This window comes from Vibrio sp. 10N.237.312.B06 (genome assembly GCF_041464685.1).
Classification (GTDB): Bacteria; Pseudomonadota; Gammaproteobacteria; order Enterobacterales; family Vibrionaceae; genus Vibrio; species Vibrio tasmaniensis_A.
This window is the reverse complement of sequence record NZ_JBFSPI010000014.1, coordinates 50,462-72,921: the sequence shown is the minus strand read 5'-3', so window position 1 is coordinate 72,921 and position 22,460 is coordinate 50,462. Positions and strand designations below refer to the sequence as shown.

Annotated in this window: 2 protein-coding genes; both read right to left on the bottom strand. The window is 47.1% G+C overall.

Annotated features, from left to right (window positions below; translation table 11 throughout):
• Nucleotides 1–253: 253 nt before the first annotated feature.
• Entirely contained in the window at nt 254–607 is a 354-nt protein-coding gene (locus AB6C75_RS05955; protein ID WP_371701131.1) for a hypothetical protein, read from the bottom strand.
• A gap of 201 nt (nt 608–808) precedes the next feature.
• Nucleotides 809–22,333 carry a tandem-95 repeat protein gene (locus tag AB6C75_RS05950; RefSeq protein ID WP_372107301.1) on the bottom strand — a complete coding sequence of 7,175 codons (21,525 nt, stop codon included), beginning with the start codon at nt 22,331–22,333 and terminating at the stop codon, nt 809–811.
• Nucleotides 22,334–22,460: the final 127 nt, after the last annotated feature.

Below are 22,460 nucleotides of genomic sequence, written 5' to 3'. Positions count from 1 at the left end.
GCCCTTAGAGGGCGTCACCCAATAAGCCTCCGGCTCCGCCGGAGGTCATTTAACTTAGCCATCGGTAAGATAAGTAATTAAGCAAAAAGCTGTGTAACCAGAATGCTAAATAACTAGATCAGACACTTAAAGAACAATCTTAAGGGTGAGCCTCAAAGCTTGCCCTTTTTGTTTGCCTGCTTTCTTAGCAAACTTGAGTCATCATAGCTCTCAAAACAAGCAATCATGTTCAGCGAACCCAGGCTGCGTTTAATCACCTTAACGAAGTGGCTCTTTCGCTGCGTAGAATGAGATAATTAACATAGGTGGTTTCAAGGCAATTTTGCTCCCACAAAGATAGGATACGCTTAGTTGCAAAGTAATAGTCTTTGTTCCTAAGTAACATGCCGACCGTGCGGCTAAGTTTCTCAAATCGAACTTGGTCGCTTGCCGCAATGTAATCGTCATCACTTTGAATAATCGGAGCCAAACCATCGGCTAACCAATTATTTAGAATTTCTCGCATCTCCAATTCAGACTCAGGAACATCGACACTCGACAATTCACGATGTTGAGGTGGTGGCACGATGTATCTCGACGCTTGCGGTGAACTGACATAACGATACATGTCGTCCCTCCTTTTAATTAACTCTTCTAATAATTAAGGACATTTTTATCTGTTCTCAAGTTTATTTAGCGAGACAAAAGCAAATAAAAAAGCCACGCAAAGGCGAGTCTGCATGGCTTTAACGAGGGCAACATTACGCTGCCCTATCTGCTTGTTGGTTTAGACTAAATGTCGGTTCAGACTAAAACCAAGCCCTCTCGATTAAATCGAGCTTTGGTCGAAGTCGTTGCCTTGATCAGTTCCAGTTTGAGAATCTGAATCGAAGCTTCCAGAGTCATCCGTGAAGTCAACACCTTGATCTTGACCACCTGAACTTGTCCAGTCGCTGCCTCCAGATTCCATACCGGCCATGTCCGGTTGCTGCTCTTGAGTAGAACCTTGCATGGTGTATTGATCATCGACCTCAACTTCAACAGAACCGCTCGCACCGTCTATTGAGCCACCCAATTCGTCGTAACCTTGGAATTGGATTTCACTAGTACCTTCGTAGCCCTCCGGAAGTTCAACCGATACAGACTGATCTAAGTTGCCGCTGATTGTGAAGCTACCATCACCGTTATCCAGTGCATTACTCACAGTAGATCCCTCAGGTAAGCCAGACATTTCAGCATAATCAACCGATTCGTTACCACTCACCTCATCTGGAATCGAGATAGAGATGGTATCGCCCGGTGCCGCGGTTACATCGGCTGTACTGTCTTCAGTTTCAGCATCTTGAGCCTGTTCATCAGCTTGTTGAGTCACTTCCACTTGTTGCTCTTCTGTTGCTTGAGCAGCTTGGACTTGTGGTTCATCACTTTGCACTGATTCATCGACTACTTGGATACTTACACTGTGGCTTGATACTTCACCGCCGTCGTTAACTTCAACATTCATCGCTAAGTTGCCGTCAAAGTCTTCATTTGGCCAGTAAGTCCACTCACCTTCGCCAGATTCAGCAAAGAAGCCTGCATCGTTGGCGTCTGCAACATCAACAACTTGTGCAGAATCACTCACGCCTAACTCATCCACCAGCTGTGACTCGGTGATAGTTAATGAACCATCATCAGCTAAGGCATAACCTTCACTCGCCGCTGCTTCATCACCACCTTGGATATCCACATTGAAGAAGCTTTCGATGCGATTTTCGCCATCGGTCGCTATAAACCCAACTTGAACATCTCCGGTGTAGTCTTCAGCAGGTGTGAATTGATAGTTACCTTGGTTATCGCTCTCTATTACGCCCTGACCTTCCATCAAGCTTACTGACTCAATGCTCAAGCTGTCGCCTTCCGCATCGCTCAGGTTCGCCAGCATGTCTTCATCAGTGAACGACAAGGTAGCATCCGCTGCGATTTCCGTCGTCGTGATGCTGTTAACTTCTGGTGCTGCATTCTCTTGTGAGTCGCCTTCTTTCACGACTACGCCAGTTTGCTCATCATGAAGCACGCCATCTTTATCAACCACGTAAGCTATATCGGCTTCGCCAGTAAAGCCTGGTGCTGGTGTGAACGTCCAAGTGCCATCGCCATTATCGACAATCTCACCTTGGCTGCGGTCGGCAAGATGAACCAGTTTCACTTCATCATCGCTGTCAGCATCCACATTCTCAGCCAAACCGATTAGGTCGTACGCCGTTAGGATGATGGAATCACCCGCTACAGTTTCGAAATCACCTGAATCGATACCATCATCAAACGCTTCCGGCTCATCTCCGTAATCAACGGTTGTTGCACTTACGGTTACGAAGAACTCACCATGGAAGTCTTCAGGAGGCGTCATTTGAATATTTGAGATATCCCAGTCGAACAGGTCGATGTATTGACCCGGCTCGGTGATCATCACGGTATTCACACCATCTGTTACCTCGAATCCAACAGGGAAACCTGTCATCACCAAGTTACTTAGTGTTTCTGAATCATCGACTAGGCCAACGTTCAGTCCCAAGTGACCCGTTTCATCTTCGCCGAAGACTAATGGACCGTCATGGTCAGTTGAAATCACCGCGCCATCTGCAACAGGACGTACGTACACAGGAATATCGAGAACCGTTTCGAACTCACCGTCACTCACAACAACTTGTAGGTCAGAAACACCCGCAAAGTCGCCTGTTGGTGTGAATGTCCAAGTACCATCACCGTTGTCTGTTACTTCACCACCATCTTCACCGTCTGCGGTAATAATGCGAGAAACAACAAGGTCCGCCGTATCAATGTCACCGAACAAGTTCATCAAGTCGCCAGCATCGAAGGTGAACGCGCCATCTTCGTTTGTGGTCATCATTGCGTTACCAACGTTAAACGGTGCGTCGTTAACAGGAATCACATCCACATTCAGCGACCCATCAACCACTTCTTCACCGTCAGTAGCTTGATAACCCAGTTCTACTAAGCCATTGAAGTCTTGAGTAGTCACTAAGTGATACATGCCGTCTGGTTGCTGAGTTAAGGTCGCATTGGCTGGAGCTCGAACTGTGATGCTCTCGATGCTGATCTCGTCGCCATCAAGGTCCGTGACTTGATCCGCGATGTAAGCTGGGTCAATCACCATGACCACATCTTCTTCGCCTTGCATCTCAATCATTGGTGCTTCAGGTGCATCATTCACTGGCGTGACATCGATGTTACCGTCGACTGAAATTGTCTCTTGGCCATCACTAACGTTAAACGTCATTGGCACATCGCCATTGAAGTTTTCGTTTGGTGTAAATGACCAAGTACCATCTTCGTTGTCTAGCAACTCACCCAAGCTAGGGTCGATTTGTAGACCCGAAGCTGACAGCTCGTCTGCGGTGTTATCTATATCCGTCGCCTGAGCCAACAACATATCTTGTGTGATAAGAATGGTACTGTCTTCGGCTGTGGTTAGTTTCACATCCTCAGATTCAGGTCCATCGTTCACGGCCAGAACTTCGATGCCTGCCGTTGTTGTAGCATTCGTACCGTCATCGTCGGTTACAACCACATCTAGGCTGATATCACCGTTAAAGTTCTCACTCGGCGTGAAGGTCACAGAACCATCATCGTTTTGAACCAATTCGCCGTCAGAGCCTGTGTAAGTAACGCTTTCAAGCGACACTTCACCATCAACGTCTGAGCTGTTCGCAATCAACTGCTCAGGGCTAATAGTAATCGAGCCATCTTCGTTCATTTGATAAGAGGTAGAGCCCGCCACTGGTGCATCATTCACATCCGTTACGGTCACATCAATATTGGCATCGACTGTCTCAGTGCCATCAGACACGGTGAAGCCAAGGTTTACATCGCCATTGAAGTTCTCGTTTGGAGCAAAGCTGTAAGTGCCATCACCGTTATCAGTGAACACACCTTCTGCGCCCGTGTAAGACACGTCCGTAATAGACAGGTCATCTCCGTCGATGTCTGCAGCGCCTGCTAATAGGTCTGCATCCGTGAAGATTAGCGTTCCATCTTCCTCAACGGTGAAGCTTTGGTCAGCGGCTGTTGGTAAGTCATTAACAGGGTTAACCGTTAAGTCGACGCCTGCTTGAACAGTTTCAAGGCCATCTGACACATCGAAGCTTAGGTCTATGTCGCCGTTGAAGTCAGCATCAGGAATGATAGTAAATGAACCATCATCGTTTGCTGTTACAGTCGCATTATCGCCTGCAGATAGGTTGCTTGCGGTCAGTGCATCACCATCAACATCGGATGCGTTAGCCAGCAACTGCTCTTGAGATAACGTAATGGAACCGTCTTCATCAACCGAGTAAGCCACGTTTCCAGCCACTGGTGCGTCGTTAACTGCAATGACTTCAATACCAGCGGTGGTTTGAGCCGTTGCACCGTCGTCATCAATAACCGTCACGTCAAGGTTGATGTCGCCGTTAAAGTTTTCGTTTGGTGCGAACGTTACCGAACCATCTTCATTTTGAACCAAGATACCGTCTGCACCTGAGTAGCTCACGCTATCAAGCGACACTTCCCCGTCCACATCAGAGCTATTAGCAATCAACTGCTCAGGGCTCAATGTGATGGTGCCATCTTCGTTCATTTGGTAAGACGTTGCGCCTGCCACTGGTGCATCGTTAACGTCTGTTACCGTTACGTCGATATTTGCATCAACCGTCTCTGTACCGTCAGATACTGAGAAGTCCAAACTTATGTCACCGTTGAAGTTCTCGTTTGGTGCAAAGGTGTAAGTGCCATCGCCATTGTCGGTAAACACACCCTCTGCGCCAGTGTAAGAAACATCGGCAACTGAAAGCTCATCACCATCAATATCAGAAACACCCGCTAGCAGTTGCTCGTCTGTAAAGGTAAGTGAACCGTCTTCTTCAATGGTGTAAGCGACATCTTCTACAACCGCGATGTCATTCACTGGATTCACAGTAAGGTCGGCCGTTGCAACAACCGTTTCAGTACCATCAGAAAGGTCGAAGCTAAGGTCAATATCGCCATTGAAATCGGCATCCGGTGTGATAGTAAATGAACCATCATCGTTTGCCGTAACGGTAGCGTTATCACCCGCAGTTAGGTTGGCAGCGGTAAGATCATCGCCGTCCACATCCGATGCTTGAGCAAGCAACTGCTCTTGGCTTAGCGTGATTGAACCATCTTCATCCACTGAGTAAGCCAAACCGCCAGATACTGGAGCATCGTTAACCGCGATAACTTCAATACCCGCCGTGGTTTCAGCCGTTGCCCCCTCTTCATCTGCAACGGTGACATCTAGGCTGACATTGCCGTTGAAGTTTTCATTTGGTGCGAAGCTGTAAGTACCATCACCATTGTCAGTGAAGATACCGTCTGCGCCTGAGTAGGAAACGTCGCTAACGGATACATCACCTTCAATGTCTGAGCTGTTCGCAAGAAGCTGTGCTTCAGAGATGGTAATCACGTTATCTTCGTCAACGCTGTAGGTCGTTGAACCTGCAACCGGCAAGTCATTAACAGCAATGACGTCGATACCTGCGGTTGTTTCAGCGGTTGCACCATCTTCATCCATAACAGATACATCAAGACTGATGTCACCGTTAAAGTTTTCGTTTGGCGAGAAGGTGTAAGTACCATCACCATTATCAGTGAACACACCATCAGTGCCGCTGTAGCTTACGTCGCTAACAAACACTTCCCCTTCAACATCTGAGCTGTTCGCCAGAAGTTGCGCATCGCTTAGGGTAATGCTGCCATCTTCTTCAACACTGTAAGCGGTGGTTCCAGCGACCGGTACGTCATTAATTGGCACAACTTGAACATCAATATTTGCCGATACAACATCCGTACCGTCACTCACATCGTAAGTTAGGTCGACGCTGCCATTGAAGTTCTCATTTGGAGCGAAGGTATAAGTGCCATCGCCGTTATCCGTAAACACACCTTCGGTGCCTTCGTAGTTAACAGATTCAACAGAAAGGTCGTCGCCATCGATATCCGTTGCACCAGCGAGTAACTGCTCATCAGTGAAGGTTAATGAGCCATCTTCATTAATGGTGTAGTCATGGTCATAAATAACCGAAAGGTCGTTAACTGCTGTTACGGTAACGTCAAGTTCCGCAGGTGTAACCCCTCCGTTGCCATCGTCCACGTTGTAGCTAATGGAGAATTCACCGTTGAAGTTCTCTTCCGGTGTAATGGTGTAAGTGCCGTCACCATTGTCAGTGATAAGAGCGTTCTCAATTGAAACATCTCCAACACTTGGTTCGTTACCCCCTGCATCACCGGAATCATCACCTTCATCGCCGGTTAGCAATTCAGAGATATCAATGCCGTTTTCATTCGCGAGCGCTTCTTCTGCCGTTGGCAAGTCGAATGCATTTTGAGTGCCTACATCTTGGCATGGAACAATAACGCCGTTCACAATATCGAATACATGCCAGTGGTCACCCGATGGGCTTTCAGATAAATCAGGGCTAAAGGTTTCAACCAATGTATCGCCAACAAACACCTGAACCTGTACATCTTCAACACCATCCACATCCCAACTTCTGCTGGTGTAGTTGTGTACTGAATAGTGCATGTCAGCATCTTGATAATTTGGAATAGTGATGGTTTCAGGACCACCGCCATTCGTGTCATCTACATCTTGCTGAACGACATTACCTTCACCCAAATCATGGCTCATGTCGCGATAGTAAATATGGTCTAGCTCACTGCCATTCTCTGTATCGTAGAGCCATAGATGGTTGTCCATATCACGTGGGCTTTCACCCCATGTAACCACGATACGCATATCTGTTTCTTCAAGTACTTCAGATATTGCAGTTACGCCACCGTTGGTATCTTCACCAGCTGGAACTAGGAAACTGCTGGTAATAGAGCCGTCTTGTTCAATAGTAACGGTACCTTGGTCAACAACAGGACCGCTCACAGAGTAGTTACCTGATTGATCGGTCACCGCTGTGTAAGAGTGACCCGCATTGTCGGTTAACGTCACATCCGCACCTGCGATTGGATTGCCAGTTTCAGCATCTAACACGGTACCGGTTACGGTTGTTTCATCACCCGGCTCTCCGATAATTGCGGTCATGTCATCGTCTTCGATGTCAGTCGCGAATTGTAGGAGCTCTTCTTGAGTAATGGTGTATGAACCGTCTTCTTCAATGGTTATCGCCACATCAGCAGAAACAATTGGCGCGTCGTTAACTGGGTCAACGGTTAAGCCTAAGTTAGCGGCAATTGGTGTGTCGCCATCGCTGATGCTGTAGGCAACGTCGATGTAGCCATTGAAGTTTTCGCTTGGAGTGATTGAGAACGTGCCATCGCCATTGTCGACAATCGTTGCGTCGTCACCCACTAAGGTTAAGTTGGAAGCGACAAGGTCATCTCCCTCAATATCAGCGGCATTCGCAAGTAGCTGCTCCTGCGTAATAGTGATGACATTATCTTCATCAACGTTCGCGTAAACATCGGATGTCGTTGGCAAGTCGTTGACTGGGTTTACGGTCAGATCGGCGTTCGCCACAATCGACTCAGTACCGTCCGAAATATCAAAGCTTAGGTCGATATCGCCATTGAAGTTAGCATCTGGCGTTACCGTAAAGGTGCCATCGCCATTATCAACAAGGGATGCATTGTCGCCTGCGCTTAGGTTGCTTGCGGTCAGGTCATCGCCATCCACATCAGATGCTTGAGACAGCAACTGCTCTTGAGTCAGAGTAATAGAACCATCTTCATCAATGCTGTATGCCAAGTCACCCGATACTGGTGGATCGTTAATTGGAAGAACATCAATGCTTGCGCTGGTGGCTACTGTCGCACCGTCTTCATCAGTCACCACTACATCGAGGCTAACATCGCCATCGAAGTTTGCGTTCGGCGCGAAGCTAAATGTTCCATCGCCATTGTCAGTAAAGATGCCGTCAGCGCCTGTGTAGTTCACGCTATCAATCGCCACTTCACCTTCAATATCAGAAGAGTTCGCCAACAGTTGCTCTGCACTGATGGTGATAACTTCATCTTCGTTTACTGAGTAACTGGTTGAGCCTGCGATTGGCGGATCGTTCACCTCAAGTACAGTGATTCCCGCTGTGGTCGCTTCTGTTGCCCCTTCTTCATCGGTAACAACAACCGCTAAGCTCACATCACCATTGAAGTTCTCGTTTGGCGAGAAAGTATAAGTGCCGTCACCGTTGTCTTCGAACACACCGTCACTGCCAGTGTAAGACACGCTATCAATCGCAACCTCACCTTCAATATCTGAAGAGTTGGCTAATAACTGTTCATTACTGATCGTTATTGAGTTGTCTTCATGCACAGTGTAAGACGTGCTACCTGCCACTGGTGGATCGTTCTCAGGCGTCACGCTCACATCAATGTTGGCTTGAACCGTATCCGTGCCATCTGACACATCAAAGCTGAAGTTCACATCACCATTGAAGTTCTCGTTTGGCGCAAAGCTGTAGCTTCCGTCACCATTGTCGGTAAGCACACCATCAGCACCCGTATATGTCACACCTTCGACTGTTAGGTTATCACCTTCAACATCCGTTGCACCCGTTAACAGGTCAGCGTCAGTGAAGTTAAGAACCCCATCTTCACCAATAGTTAATGCTTGGTCTTGTGGCTCTGGCGCATCATTGACAGGTGTTACCGTCAAGTCTAGGCCAGCCGCGACCATGTCTTCCCCATCGGTTACATCGTAACTAAATTCGATATTACCGTTGAAGTTTTCACTCGGTGTAATGGTGAAGCTGCCATCGTCGTTCATTTGAACGGTCGCATTTTCATCATTGGTAGTTAGGTTGATTGCTGATAAATCATCACCATCAATGTCAACAGCGTGCTCTAGCAACTGCTCTTGAGTTAGCGTGATGCTGTTGTCTTCGGCTGTCACAGCACTGATGTCACCATCAACTTCTGGAGCATCATTCGCTGGCGAGATATGAATCGTCACATCTTGGGTTGCCGTCGCGGTGGTGCCCGTATCAACATCAGTCGATGTCGCATTTACAGTTAGAACCACATCACCATTGAAGTCACCTGAAGGGATAAACTCTAGCCCTTCTAGCTCGCCTGGTTGCAATGACCATGTGCCATCACCGTTATCGGTACCTGCAGAAAGCGAGCTGCCTTCCGGCACATCTTCAATCAAAATAGCAAGGTTTTCTGAACCATCGGTATCAGTAAGCGCCGCATCAATATCAAGTGGTACAGGTGTATCTTCGGTACCAATGATTTGGTAATCCGCGTCAGACACTGTGATTTCAATGTTATCGATGCCAAACGACTCATCACTTACACCTTGATTCAAGGTTGAACCGAAGCCTAACTCAAGTTGGCCGTCTTCAACGGGTACCGTTAGGTTGATTTGGTGTGCTTGGTCGTTCCAACCACTGAAGCCTTCACCTTGCGACACGCCGTGAACAACTTCACCGACTTCATTGCCCGCTGAATCGTACAACGTTGTAGTGCCATCTTGAGTTTGGAACGCCGAGTTATCTAACGAAGTAAGCTCTTCGCCGCCGACAAAGATTTGGAATGACTCACCATCCCAAGAATCAATTTCGTAGAAACTGAACGAGATATTAACTTCGCTCACATCACTTGGAATGTCGTAAGTTTTGCTGACAGCTTCATCGCCACCAGTGCCACCAATACGACCTAGCATGTCACCTGATTCGAAGCCTTGTGAGCTTTCAGTACCGGTATTCCAACCGTTTGAGCCAGACTCGAAGTTGTCTGAAGCAATGACCAAGTCAGACGCAATCGACAGCTCTGGCATATCAACCACAGATTGAACATCAATTGTCGCTTCTGCTGGTACTGTCGCGGTACCGTCATTCACATCGAACGTCACATTCACATTACCGTCGAAGTTTTCATTCGGTGCGAATGTGTAAGTGCCGTCGCCGTTATCAACCAAAGTACCGCTATTTGAAGCAACATTTTCAACCGATAGGTTATCGCCATCAATGTCGCCCGTATTTTGCAGCAGTTGTTCTTCAGTGAAGGTAAAGCTGGTGTCTTCTTGAGTCACAAATTGTGGCTCACCGACTGTTGGCAAGTCATTAACTGGGTTAACCGTTAGATCAGCCGTTGCTTGAAGCGTCGCATCGCCATCAGTAATGTCGAAGTTCAAATCAATGTCGCCATTGAAGTTAGCATCTGGCGTGATAGTGAAACTACCATCATCGTTTGCTGTAACTATCGCATCACCACCAACAGTTAGGTTAGCCGCTGTTAAGTCATCGCCGTCAACATCGCTCGCTTGAGCAAGTAATTGCTCTTGGCTCAAGGTAATTGAACCATCTTCGTCCACGCTGTACGCCAAGTCACCCGATACCGGAGCATCGTTAACAGGCAGAACATCAATGCTTGCGTTGGTTGCTACGGTTGCGCCTTCTTCGTCAGTAACGACAATATCAAGGCTTACATCGCCATCGAAGTTAGCGTTTGGTGCGAAGCTGAATGTTCCGTCACCATTGTCGGTAAATATACCGTCTGAGCCTGTGTAGTTAACGCTATCAATCGCCACTTCACCTTCGATATCAGAAGCGTTCGCCAACAGTTGCTCTGAACTGATGGTGATAACTTCGTCCTCGTTGACTGAATAGCTCGTTGAGCCTGCGATTGGTGGATCGTTCACCTCAAGTACAGTAATACCCGCGGTGGTCGCTTCAGTTGCGCCCTCTTCATCAGTTACGACAACATCAAGGCTAACTTCGCCGTTGAAGTTTTCGTTTGGTGAGAAGGTGTAAGTACCGTCACCATTGTCTTCAAAGACACCATCAGCGCCAGTGTAAGTAACGCTGTCAACCGCCACATCACCTTCAATGTCCGAAGAGTTAGCAAGTAACTGTTCGTCGCTGATGGTAATTGAGTTGTCTTCATGAACGGTGTAAGACGTGCTACTCGCAACTGGTGGATCATTCTCTGGTGTCACGCTGACATCAATGTTGGCTTGAACCGTATCCGTGCCATCTGACACATCAAAACTGAAGTTCACATCACCATTGAAGTTTTCGTTTGGCGCAAAGCTGTAGCTTCCATCGCCATTATCAGTAAGAACACCATCCGTACCTGTGTAAGTAACGCCTTCAACCGACAGGTCATCCCCATCAATGTCAGTCGCACCTGTCAGCAAGTCTTCATCAGTGAAGTTCAAGATGCCGTCTTCGCCGATGCTGAACGTTTGATCTTGTGGTTGTGGAAGGTCATTGACTGGGTTAACGGTTAGGTCAGCCGTCGCAACCAGCGTATCTGTACCATCGCTAATGTCGAACGTTAGGTCAATGTCACCATTGAAGTTCGCATCTGGCGTAACGGTAAAGCTGCCGTCATCGTTAGCAACAACCGTCGCGTCTCCATCAACAATCAAGTTAGAAGCAGTAAGGTCGTCGCCATCTACATCACTCGCTTGAGAAAGAAGCTGCTCTTGGCTCAAGGTAATCGAACCGTCTTCCTCAACACTGTATGCAAGGTCGCCTGATACTGGTACATCGTTGATTGGTAATACATCAACCGTAATAAACGTATCAACCTGAGCGCCGTCTTCATCTTGAATGGTTACATCCAATTGAACTTGGCCGTTGAAGTTTTCATTCGGAGCGAAGCTACATGTACCGTCACCATTGATTGAGAAGATACCGTCTGGGCCATCGTAGTTGATCTCAACAAGCTCAACATCACCTTCAATATCAGAAGCGTTCAACAGAACTTGAGACTCATTGAAAGTCAGTACTGAATCTTCATCGATGGTGTATGACGTAGGGCCAGCAACTGGCGGATCGTTCACCTCAAGGACAGTAATACCCGCCGTTGTTGCTTCAGTCGCTCCATCTTCATCCGTCACGACAACATCTAGGCTAACTTCGCCATTGAAGTTCTCGTTTGGAGAGAAGGTATATGTGCCGTCACCGTTGATTTCCAGAACACCGTCGCTACCACTGTAAGTCACGTTATCAATTGCGACTTCGCCTTCGATATCCGAAGAGTTCGCTAGCAATTGTTCGTTACTGATCGTAATAGAGTTGTCTTCATGAACCGTGTAAGACGTGCTACCCGCAACCGGAGGATCATTCTCTGGCGTCACGCTCACATCAATGTTAGCGGTTACCGTATCGGTTCCATCTGATACATTGAACGAGAAGTTCACATCGCCATTGAAGTTTTCATTCGGCGCGAAACTGTAGGTGCCATCGCCATTATCGGTTAGGACACCATCTGCGCCAGTGTAAGTTACACCTTCAACACTTAGGTCGTCCCCTTCAATGTCCGTTGCACCTGTTAATAGGTCTTGGTCATTGAACGTTAACACGCCATCTTCGCCGACTGTGAATGCGTGGTCTTGTGCTTCTGGACCGTCATTTACTGGTGAAACTGTTAACTCAAGGTTGGTAGAGACAACATCATCACCATCAGACACATCAAACGTAAAGCTCACATCGCCATTGAAATCAGCATCTGGCGTTAATGTGTACGTACCATCACCGTTATCGGTAATCGTAACGCTCTCATCATCGGTTGCTAAATTCAGAGCCGTCAACTGATCGCCATCTAAATCACGCGCATTAGCCAATAAGTCTTCTTGCGTAATGATGATTGAACCATCTTCTTCAACCGTTGCAGAAACCGGAAGTGCTTCAGGTGCGTGCTCAATGTGCGCGCCTGTCGCGTTAATGTAGATGGTTTGAGATACCGTTTCAGAATCATCATTCGATAACTCTGTCGCAGTTGCGGTTACATGAACTTCAAGCTGCTCATTGAAGTCTTCTGGTAACTGGATTTGTAACGCATTTTCGATAGCCGTTGTTGGTAAGTTCACCGTACCATCAGGGCCAACCGTTACTTCACCGCTGTAGATTTGGCTGTTCACTTCACCGACATCGATTGTGAAGTTGAAGTCAGAATAGTCAGCATCTCCGCCGCCATACAAATCTTCAAATCCGTAAACCAGCTCGCCGTCTTCATTAACCGTAGTACGAGTATGTTCGATACCATCTTGGTTTAGCTGAGAGCTTGAACCACCATGGAAGATCGCGTCACCATTCTGGCCTTGAATCACTGTCTCGGTTCCATCAGCAGCCACAAAGACAAGTTGAGGATCAACCGTATCCATGTTCGCAGGCGAACCATCCTCAGCACGGAACTCGTACTTACCGTCTTGCATCGCATCAAAGTCGTTGTGCTGATGTCCGTTTGGAATTAAGAACAGGTTAAAGCTTTCGCCTTCCTCGACTTGGAAGCTGAATTGATATTGCCCTGGAACAAGGTCGCCGCCACCACCAACTTGTGATGCGTTTTCGTAAACAACTTCAACACCTGTGATGTTGCCGTCTTCGTCTACTTTGTAGTAACCCGCAGCGTTTTGGTAGCCAGCCGTCTCACCTTCAAACGTTACTGTGATTTCAGTGTCGTTGTAACTGGTGATACCGTTCTCTTGGTCATTCAGAACGCCTTCGTTATCGTATTGAATAACCGAACCTTCTGGCACACCATCTACTGTAACAGTGAGTGTTTCAGACAAGTCTTGGTCGACAAGTGCCGCAGCAATGTTCAGTTCAACAATACCGCCTGGCTCAACCAAAATCGCCTGGTCGTCGACGTTAACACCATCACCATCCGTGATAACTAAGTCAGGCGCATCAGCAACTGCTTCAATGTGAACATTAATGTCTTGTTCAACCTCATCCGTACCGTCTGTTACCGTAAAGCTGAACTGCAGATCACCACTGAAGTGCTCTTCAGGAACGAAGCTGAACGTGCCGTCACCATTGTCGGTGACTGTGCCTTCATCGCCAGAGTAATTGATGCTAGTAACGCTTAGGTCGTCGCCATCAATATCAATCGCACCACTCAACAGATCCTCTTGAGTGAACAGGATGCTGCCATCCTCTTCGATGTGGTACAGGCCTGGAGCAACAATTGGAATGTCATTTACCGGATTAACGGTCAATGTCATGTCATTAGACGTGCTTAGCTCACCGTCGCTCACCTCATAAGTGAATGCAATATCGCCATTGAAGTTCTCTGAAGGTGTCACTGTGTACGTGCCATCACCATTGTCTACAATGCTGGCATTTGGATCGTTAGTTTCAAGCGCGCTTGCAAATAACTCATCGCCATCTTGGTCGCTCGCGTTCTCCAACAACATTTCTTGTGTAACGAGGATTGAACCATCTTCGTCGACATCTGCCACCATTGGCGTCGCTTCTGGCGCATCGTTGACGAACTCAACTTTTAGGTCGATGTTTGCGGCAACCACATCAGTGCCATCGCTCACATCAAACGCTAAGTCAACGTTACCGAAGAAGCCCTGCTCTGGTGTTAATGTGTATGTTCCATCGCCATTGTCTGTGACTTCTACCGTGTCGCTTGCACTCGTCACATTCACAACTGACAGTTCGTCGCCTTCAATGTCTGTCGCTTGTGCTAATAGTTCAGCTTCGGTAATGGTAATCGCTTGACCGTCTTCCGTAGTGAAAGACATGTCAGGCACGTCTGGAGCATCGTTGATAGGGTTTACGGTTAGGTTGAGGTCAGCCGCAACAGTTTCGATCGCGTCAGTGACATCATAAGTAAACTCAATCTCACCAAAGAAATCTGCACTTGGTGTAATAGTGAAGCTACCGTCTGGGTTTTCTACAACAACCGCATTTGGATCGTTGGTCGCAAAGTTAACCGCTTCAAGGTTATCGCCATCTACATCGGTTGCATTCGCTAACAGATCCTCTTGAGTGATAGTGATTGAACCATCTTCATCAACAGCGGCTTCAATTGGACCACCAACCTCTGGGCCTTCATTGACAATTTCAACGTCAACTCTTGCTGTACTTGGTGCGCTTGCTTGGCCATCACTGATATCGAAAATCAGATTCACTTCACCGTAGAAGTCTTCTGTAGGTTCGAAGGTAAAGGTATTATCACCGTTATCCGTTAACGTACCTTGCGTTTGGTCTGCAAGTAATAGGTTTTCGACATGAAGAATGTCGCCATCAACATCGGTAGCACCAGACAATAGGTCTTTCGCTTCGATGATCATGGAGCCGTTTTCAAGCATTTGGGTGTGCAATGGTTCACCCGGAACCGGCACATCATTGACTGGTACGACCGTTAGGTCTAGATGCGTTGCAACTTCATCAGTTCCATCAAACACCTTGTAGTCGATGTCGATTTCACCATTGAAGTTTTCATTCGGCATGAAGGTAAACGTACCATCGCCGTTATCAACTAGCTCACCGTTATCACCACCGTAAGTGATGTCAGAAATAGATAGCGTATCGCCTTCCACATCTGTGGTGTTCGCTAGCAAGTCATCTGCACTGAACGTGATACCTTCATCTTCATCTGTCGATAGAACAATCGGGCCAGAAACGATTGGCGCATCATTTACTGATTCGAAATTGATATTGATGATATTGCTGTCTGTCAGCTCACCATCGGTAACTTGGTAACCAAGTTCGATTTCACCATGGAAGTTTTCATCCGGTGTTACCGTCCAAGTGCCATCACCATTATCGGTGAGTGTTGCATGCTCTGAGTTTTCACCCACTAGCTCTAGATTTTCAATATCAAGGTCGTCGCCATCAATATCAGATGCTTGCGCCAGTAGTTGCTCTTCGGTAATCACAACCGAAGCAAACTGGGCAGAACCATCGGTATCGACAGTAATATTCGGAAGATCAGCCGTTAACTCGATTTCGTTGTCACCCGCATGGATATTCAACTCAACCGTTTCAGTAATCTCTGAACCATCTACACCAATCGATGTAAACACCGCTTCATCATGACAAGTTTGTGACACTGTCATGTTTTGAACGACGTAAGTACCATTACCTTGCACGGTACCAAGCTCAAAGTAGGACACTGGTTGATCAACCGTTAGCGTGTAATCTGTCTCGAAAGTACCACGGTCTTCTTTGTGGTAAGTCATCGAGTCAATTAGGTCGCCATCCTCATTGAACGCTTTGATTTCTACTTCTGTAAAGTGACGAGACTCTTCCATGAACCAGCCACCCAAACCATCTAGGTGGAAACTGATTTCATTGATGTCTTGACCTTCAACTGAAACCGTCAGTTTCTCATCACCACTTAAGCCTTGGCGGTCAGTATCACCGATACCATGACCAATGTGGGTGTTGCCATTCCAGGCACCAAGAGGGTCATCGTTACTTTGAACAGTTACCGTTAAGTCACCATCTGAGAACTCACGCGTATAAGGGTCAACTTCTGTACCCCAATCATCCACACTCGCGTTATCGTCAAACGTACCGATTTGTGTGGTGTGTGTACCTTCAGCAAGAGCATCTTCACTTGGAACAAAGCGCACTTCGGTATCTGCAGGAACTTCTTGTCCTACTTCCAGTACCACCCATTCGTCATTAACATTTGCTTCAATGATGCCGTTTTCTGGCGCTTGGTCTAAACGTAGTGCTGGTTCTTCACGAAGTGTCACACCAACTGTTTGGTCTTCTTGCGCTTGGATGAAGATTTCATCGCCCGCTTCTGGCGCATCGTTGACAGGGTTAACCGTCAAGTCGAGTGTCGTCAGAACTTCATTCTCACCATCACTGATGCTGTATGTGAAGTCCAACTCGCCATTGAAGTTTTCTGTGTGCGTAATAGTGAATGAACCATCGTCATTAGTAACAGTTGTCGCATCTGGATCGTTGGTTTGTAGGTTAGATGCCGTTAACTCATCACCTTCAACATCGGTCGCATTAGCGAGTAACTGCTCTTGAGTAATGGTGATTGAATTATCTTCATCGACTTCAGCCTGAATGCCCGAAGTTTCAGGTCCATCATTCACAGCAATAACATCGATGCCAGCGGTTGTGGTTGCGGTTGCACCGTCTTCGTCAACGACAACAACGTCTAGTGAAATATCACCATCGAAGTTTTCATTTGGCGTAAAGGTGTAAGTACCATTGCCATTATCAACAAATGAGCCGTCATCACCGAAGTACGATACTCCAGACAGTGAAACATCGCCTTCTACATCGGAAGAGTTTGCCAATAGTTGCTCATCACTGATCGTGATTTGGCCATCTTCTTGGACTGTGTAAGATGTCGAGCCCGCTACCGGTGGATCATTCTCAGGCGTTACGCTGACATCAATAACAGCTGATGTTGAATCAGTACCGTCAGAGACATCGAATGAGAATTGAACATCACCATTGAAGTTCTCGTTTGGAGCAAAGCTATATGTGCCGTCGCCATTATCGCTAAGAACACCATCTGCACCTGTGTAGAGTACGTTTTCAATCGACAGTTCATCACCATCAATATCCGACGCACCTGCAAGCAGGTCAGCATCGGTGAAGAGTAACGTACCGTCTTCTTCAATCGTGAACTGTTGATCTTGCGCTTGTGGCAAGTCATTAACCGGATTCACGGTAATGTCTAGGCCAACTTGAACTGAACCACCATCGTTATCGATGATATCGAAGTTCAGATCTAGGTCACCGTTGTAATCTGCGTTCGGTGTGATGGTGTAGCTGCCATCATCATTGTGTTGGATGGTCGCATTTTCATCAGTAGATAGATTGATAGCTTCTAAGTTATCGCTATCGATATCACCTGCTCTTGCTAGCAATTGCTCTTGGCTTAGCGTGATGGAGCTATCTTCATTGATGGTGTAAGCCAAATCGCCCGATACTGGCGCATCATTGATTGGCAATACATCAACGTTAATGTGTGTTTCAACCGTTGCGCCATCTTCATCTTGAATGGTCACACCCAATTGAACCTGACCATTGAAGTTTTCGTTGGGTGCAAAGCTGCATGTACCATCACCATTTACAGTGAAGATACCGTCAGAGCCATCGTAGTTAATGCCAACGAGTTCTACATCGCCCTCGACATCCGAAGCATTCACAAGAATCTGAGATTCACTGAACGTCAGAACCGAATCTTCATCAATGGTGTATGACGTTGGACCCGCAACCGGTGGATCATTCACTTCTAGAACGGTGATGCCCGCCGTGGTTTCGTCAATCGAACCGTCTTCATCGGCAACAATAACGTCAAGGCTGATATCGCCACTGAAGTTTTCATTAGGAAGGAAGGTGTAACTGCCGTCACCATTATCTTGGAACACACCATCTGTGCCGCTGTAAGTTACACTGTCAACCGACACGGCACCTTCAACATCAGAAGAGTTTGCAAGCAACTGTTCATCAGAAATTGTGATGGCATTGTCTTCATTGACCATGTATGAGGTTGAACCCGCAACTGGCGGATCGTTCTCAGGTGTCACACTCACATCAATGTTAGCGCTGACCGTTTCTGTGCCATCAGACACATCGAAACTGAAGTTCACATCGCCATTGAAGTTTTCATTTGGCGCAAAGGTATAAGTACCATCACCGTGGTCGGTCAGTACGCCATCACCACCTGTATAACTAATACCTTCAACGGTTAAGTCATCGCCATCAATATCGGTGGCACCGGTGAGTAGGTCGGCATCTGTAAATTGAAGCGTACCGTCTTCTGCAATACTGAATTGTTGGTCTTGAGGAACCGGCAAGTCATTAACTGGGTTAACAGTAAGATCGGCGGTTGCTTGAACTGTGTCAGTACCATCAGTGATGTTGAATTGAATATCAATGTCACCATTGAAGTTCTCATCTGGAACGATGGTAAAGCTACCATCATCATTGGCGGTTACCGTTGCGTTTCCATCAACCGTTAGGTCGCTCGCGGTCAGGTCTTCGCCTTCTACATCGGACGCTTGAGACAACAGCTGATCTTGGCTCAGTGTGATTGAACCATCTTCGTTAACGCTGTAAGCCAAATCACCAGACACTGGCACATCATTGATTGGTAACACGTCAACATTGATGACGGTTTCAACTTCTGCACCGTCGTCATCACGAATGGTGACATCAAGCTGAACTTGGCCATTAAAGTTCTCATTCGGAGCGAAGCTACAAGTGCCATCACCATTTACAGAGAAGATGCCCTCAGGGCCATCGTAGCTAATACCCACAAGCTCAACATCCCCTTCTACATCTGAGGCATTAAGTAACACTTGTGATTCACTGAAGGTCAGCACTGAGTCTTCATCAATGGTGTAAGACGTAGGGCCTGCGACTGGCGGATCATTCACTTCAAGAACGCTAATACCCGCAGTTGTCGCATCGGTTGCACCATCTTCATCAGCAACAACCACATCCAGTGCAATTTCACCGCTGAAGTTCTCATTTGGCGAGAAGGTGTAAGTACCGTTACCATTGATTTCGAGGACACCGTCGCTACCAGAGTACGTCACGCTGTCTATCGATACATCACCTTCAATATCTGAAGATGTTGCCAATAGTTGTGCATCAGAAATGGTAATCGAATTGTCTTCATTCACCGTGTAGGACGTTGAACCCGCAACTGGCGGATCGTTCTCTGGAGTCACGCTAACATCAATGTTTGCACTAACCGTTTCTGTGCCATCAGACACATCGAAACTGAAGTTGACATCACCATTGAAGTTTTCGTTTGGTGCAAAGGTATAAGTACCATCACCATGGTCTGTTAATACACCGTCACCGCCTATGTAGCTGATGCCTTCTACGGTGAGGTCATCGCCATCGATATCGGTGGCACCAGTAAGCAGGTCAGCGTCAGTGAATTGCAGCGTACCGTCTTCTTCAATGCTGAATTGTTGATCTTGAGGAACCGGCAAGTCATTGATTGGGTTAACAGTAAGATCGGCGGTTGCTTGAACCGTGTCAGTACCATCCGTGATGTTGAATTGGATATCAACGTCACCATTGAAGTTCGCATCAGGAACAATGGTGAAGCTACCATCATCATTAGCGGTTACCGTTGCGTTTCCATCAACCGTTAGGTCGCTCGCGGTTAGGTCTTCACCTTCAACATCGGACGCTTGAGACAACAACTGATCTTGGCTCAATGTGATTGAACCGTCTTCGTTAACGTTGTAAGCCAAATCACCCGAGACTGGTGCATCGTTAATTGGCAGAACATCCACGTTGATGACGGTATCAACTTCTGTACCATCTTCATCACGAATGGTCACATCAAGTTGAACTTGGCCATTAAAGTTCTCGTTCGGTGCAAAGCTACAAGTGCCGTCACCATTTACCGAAAAGATACCGTCAGGGCCGTTGTAATTAATACCAACAAGCTCAACATCCCCTTCTACATCAGAAGCATTCAGTAGCACTTGTGACTCACTGAACGTCAGTACTGAGTCTTCATCAATGGTGTAAGACGTTGGGCCTGCGACTGGCGGATCATTCACTTCAAGTACGGTGATACCCGCAGTTGTCGCATCGGTTGCACCTTCTTCATCGGCAACCACTACATCTAGAGCAATTTCACCATTGAAGTTCTCGTTTGGCGAGAAGGTGTAAGTACCGTTACCGTTGATTTCAAGGACACCATCACTACCCGAGTAAGTCACGCTGTCTATCGATACATCACCTTCAATGTCTGAAGATGTTGCCAATAGTTGTGCATCAGAAATGGTAATCGAATTGTCTTCATTAACTGTGTAAGACGTAGAGCCAGCAACAGGTGGATCGTTCTCAGGTGTCACACTCACATCGATGTTGGCAGAGACTGTATCGGTACCATCTGATACATCGAAACCGAAGTTTACGTCGCCATTAAAGTTTTCATTTGGCGCAAAGCTGTATGAGCCATCACCATGGTCTGTCAGTACCCCATCAGTCCCTTCATAACTGATGCCTTCAACCGTGAGATCATCACCCTCAATATCGGTTGCACCGGTTAGCAGATCTGCATCAGTAAACTGCAGCGTACCGTCTTCTTCAATGCTGAACTGTTGATCTTGAGGAACTGGCAGATCATTGATTGGGTTAACGGTTAAATCGGCAGAAGCTTGAACCGTGTTAGTGCCATCTGAGATATCAAAGCTGATATCAATGTCGCCATTGAAGTTCTCATCTGGCGTGATGGTAAAACTGCCATCGTCGTTTTGAGTAACTGTCGCATCGCCGCCAACCGTTAGGCCACTAGCAGTTAGGTCATCGCCTTCCACGTCAGAAGCTTGAGAAAGCAATTGCTCTTGGCTTAGACGAATCGAACCATCTTCATCGACTGAGTAAGCTAAGTCACCAGACACTGGCGCATCATCAACCGCCGTAACACTCACATCAATGTTTGCAGACACCGTATCGGTAGCATCTGACACATCAAAACCGAAGTTTACATCGCCATTGAAGTTTTCGTTTGGAGCAAAGGTGTAAGTCCCGTTACCGTTGTCAGTAAGAATACCGTCGCCACCGTCGTAGGTCACACCTTCAACAGTAAGGTTGTCACCTTCGATGTCCGTTGCGCCTGTTAATAGGTCTGCATCGGTGAAGATGAGTGTGCCATCTTCCTCTATTTCAAACGTTTTATCTTCAGGAACCGGCGCGTCATTAATCGGACGTACCGTTAAATCAATTGCGCTGCTAATCGTTTCTTGGCCGTCACTGATGTCGAAAGTAAGGTCAAGTTCACCATTGAAGTCAGCTGAAGGAACTACTGTGAAAGTACCGTCACCATTGTCTTGAACGGTTGCATCAGCACCAACTTGAACGTTAGATGCAACCAGTTCGTCCCCATCTACATCACTTGCGTATTCGAGTAATTGTTCTTGAGTGAATGTTATGGAGCCATCTTCATCCATGATGTAAGCCAGATCTTGTTCTGCTTCTGGCGCATCATTTTCACTTTCTACTTGGATTTTAAACGTTTCGCTTACTGTTTCAGAATCAAAGTCATCTTCTACTTCACTGATGGTCTCTTCATCTGAAGCTTGAACATCAACGGCAAATGTCTCTTCGACTGTCTGTGAATCGAGGTCGTCACCGACTTGTTGCTCACCCGATTCAGAAGATGTAGAACTCGACGCTGCAGAGGTACGTGCAGCTTGGCCTTGTTCTTCATTACCTTCAGCGTCTGCTCCACCTGTCGCAGACTCTGCGTTATCGCCACCTACTGCTTGAGCGCCAGCACCTGCTGCTCCGCCACCACTGCCAGCAGCATTGTCCGAGCCAGCTTCCGAAGCCGCACCACCGACTACATTGGATTGTGCTGCGTCTGAATCTCCATCGCTTTCTGGCGTCTCTTCTTGAACAGCCGCACCAGAAGCCGACGCATCTTCAGCATTACCTGCGCCACTCGGATTGTCTTCTAAAGCCTGATTAACCTCGTCGGCCGCATCCGTGTTTTCAGCACCCGTCGCTATTGTCGACGCAATCGTATTCTGTTGATTTTGTTGATTCTGCTGTTGGGAGGGCGTACCCGCGTCGTTCGTGTCCGTTTGTTCTACCGCGTCATTGAGATCTTCATTTTGGTTGTTTTGGTTATTTTCGCCTGCCATTACAGCCTCCGTTGCTACTAGCTAACTGATCGTATTTAGAGGCATTAAAGGACACCATTTTGAAAAACCAAGTTTTTATACAACTTTTGTCATATTTTTCTTTTTATGCATAAAGAAGTAAAAAAAA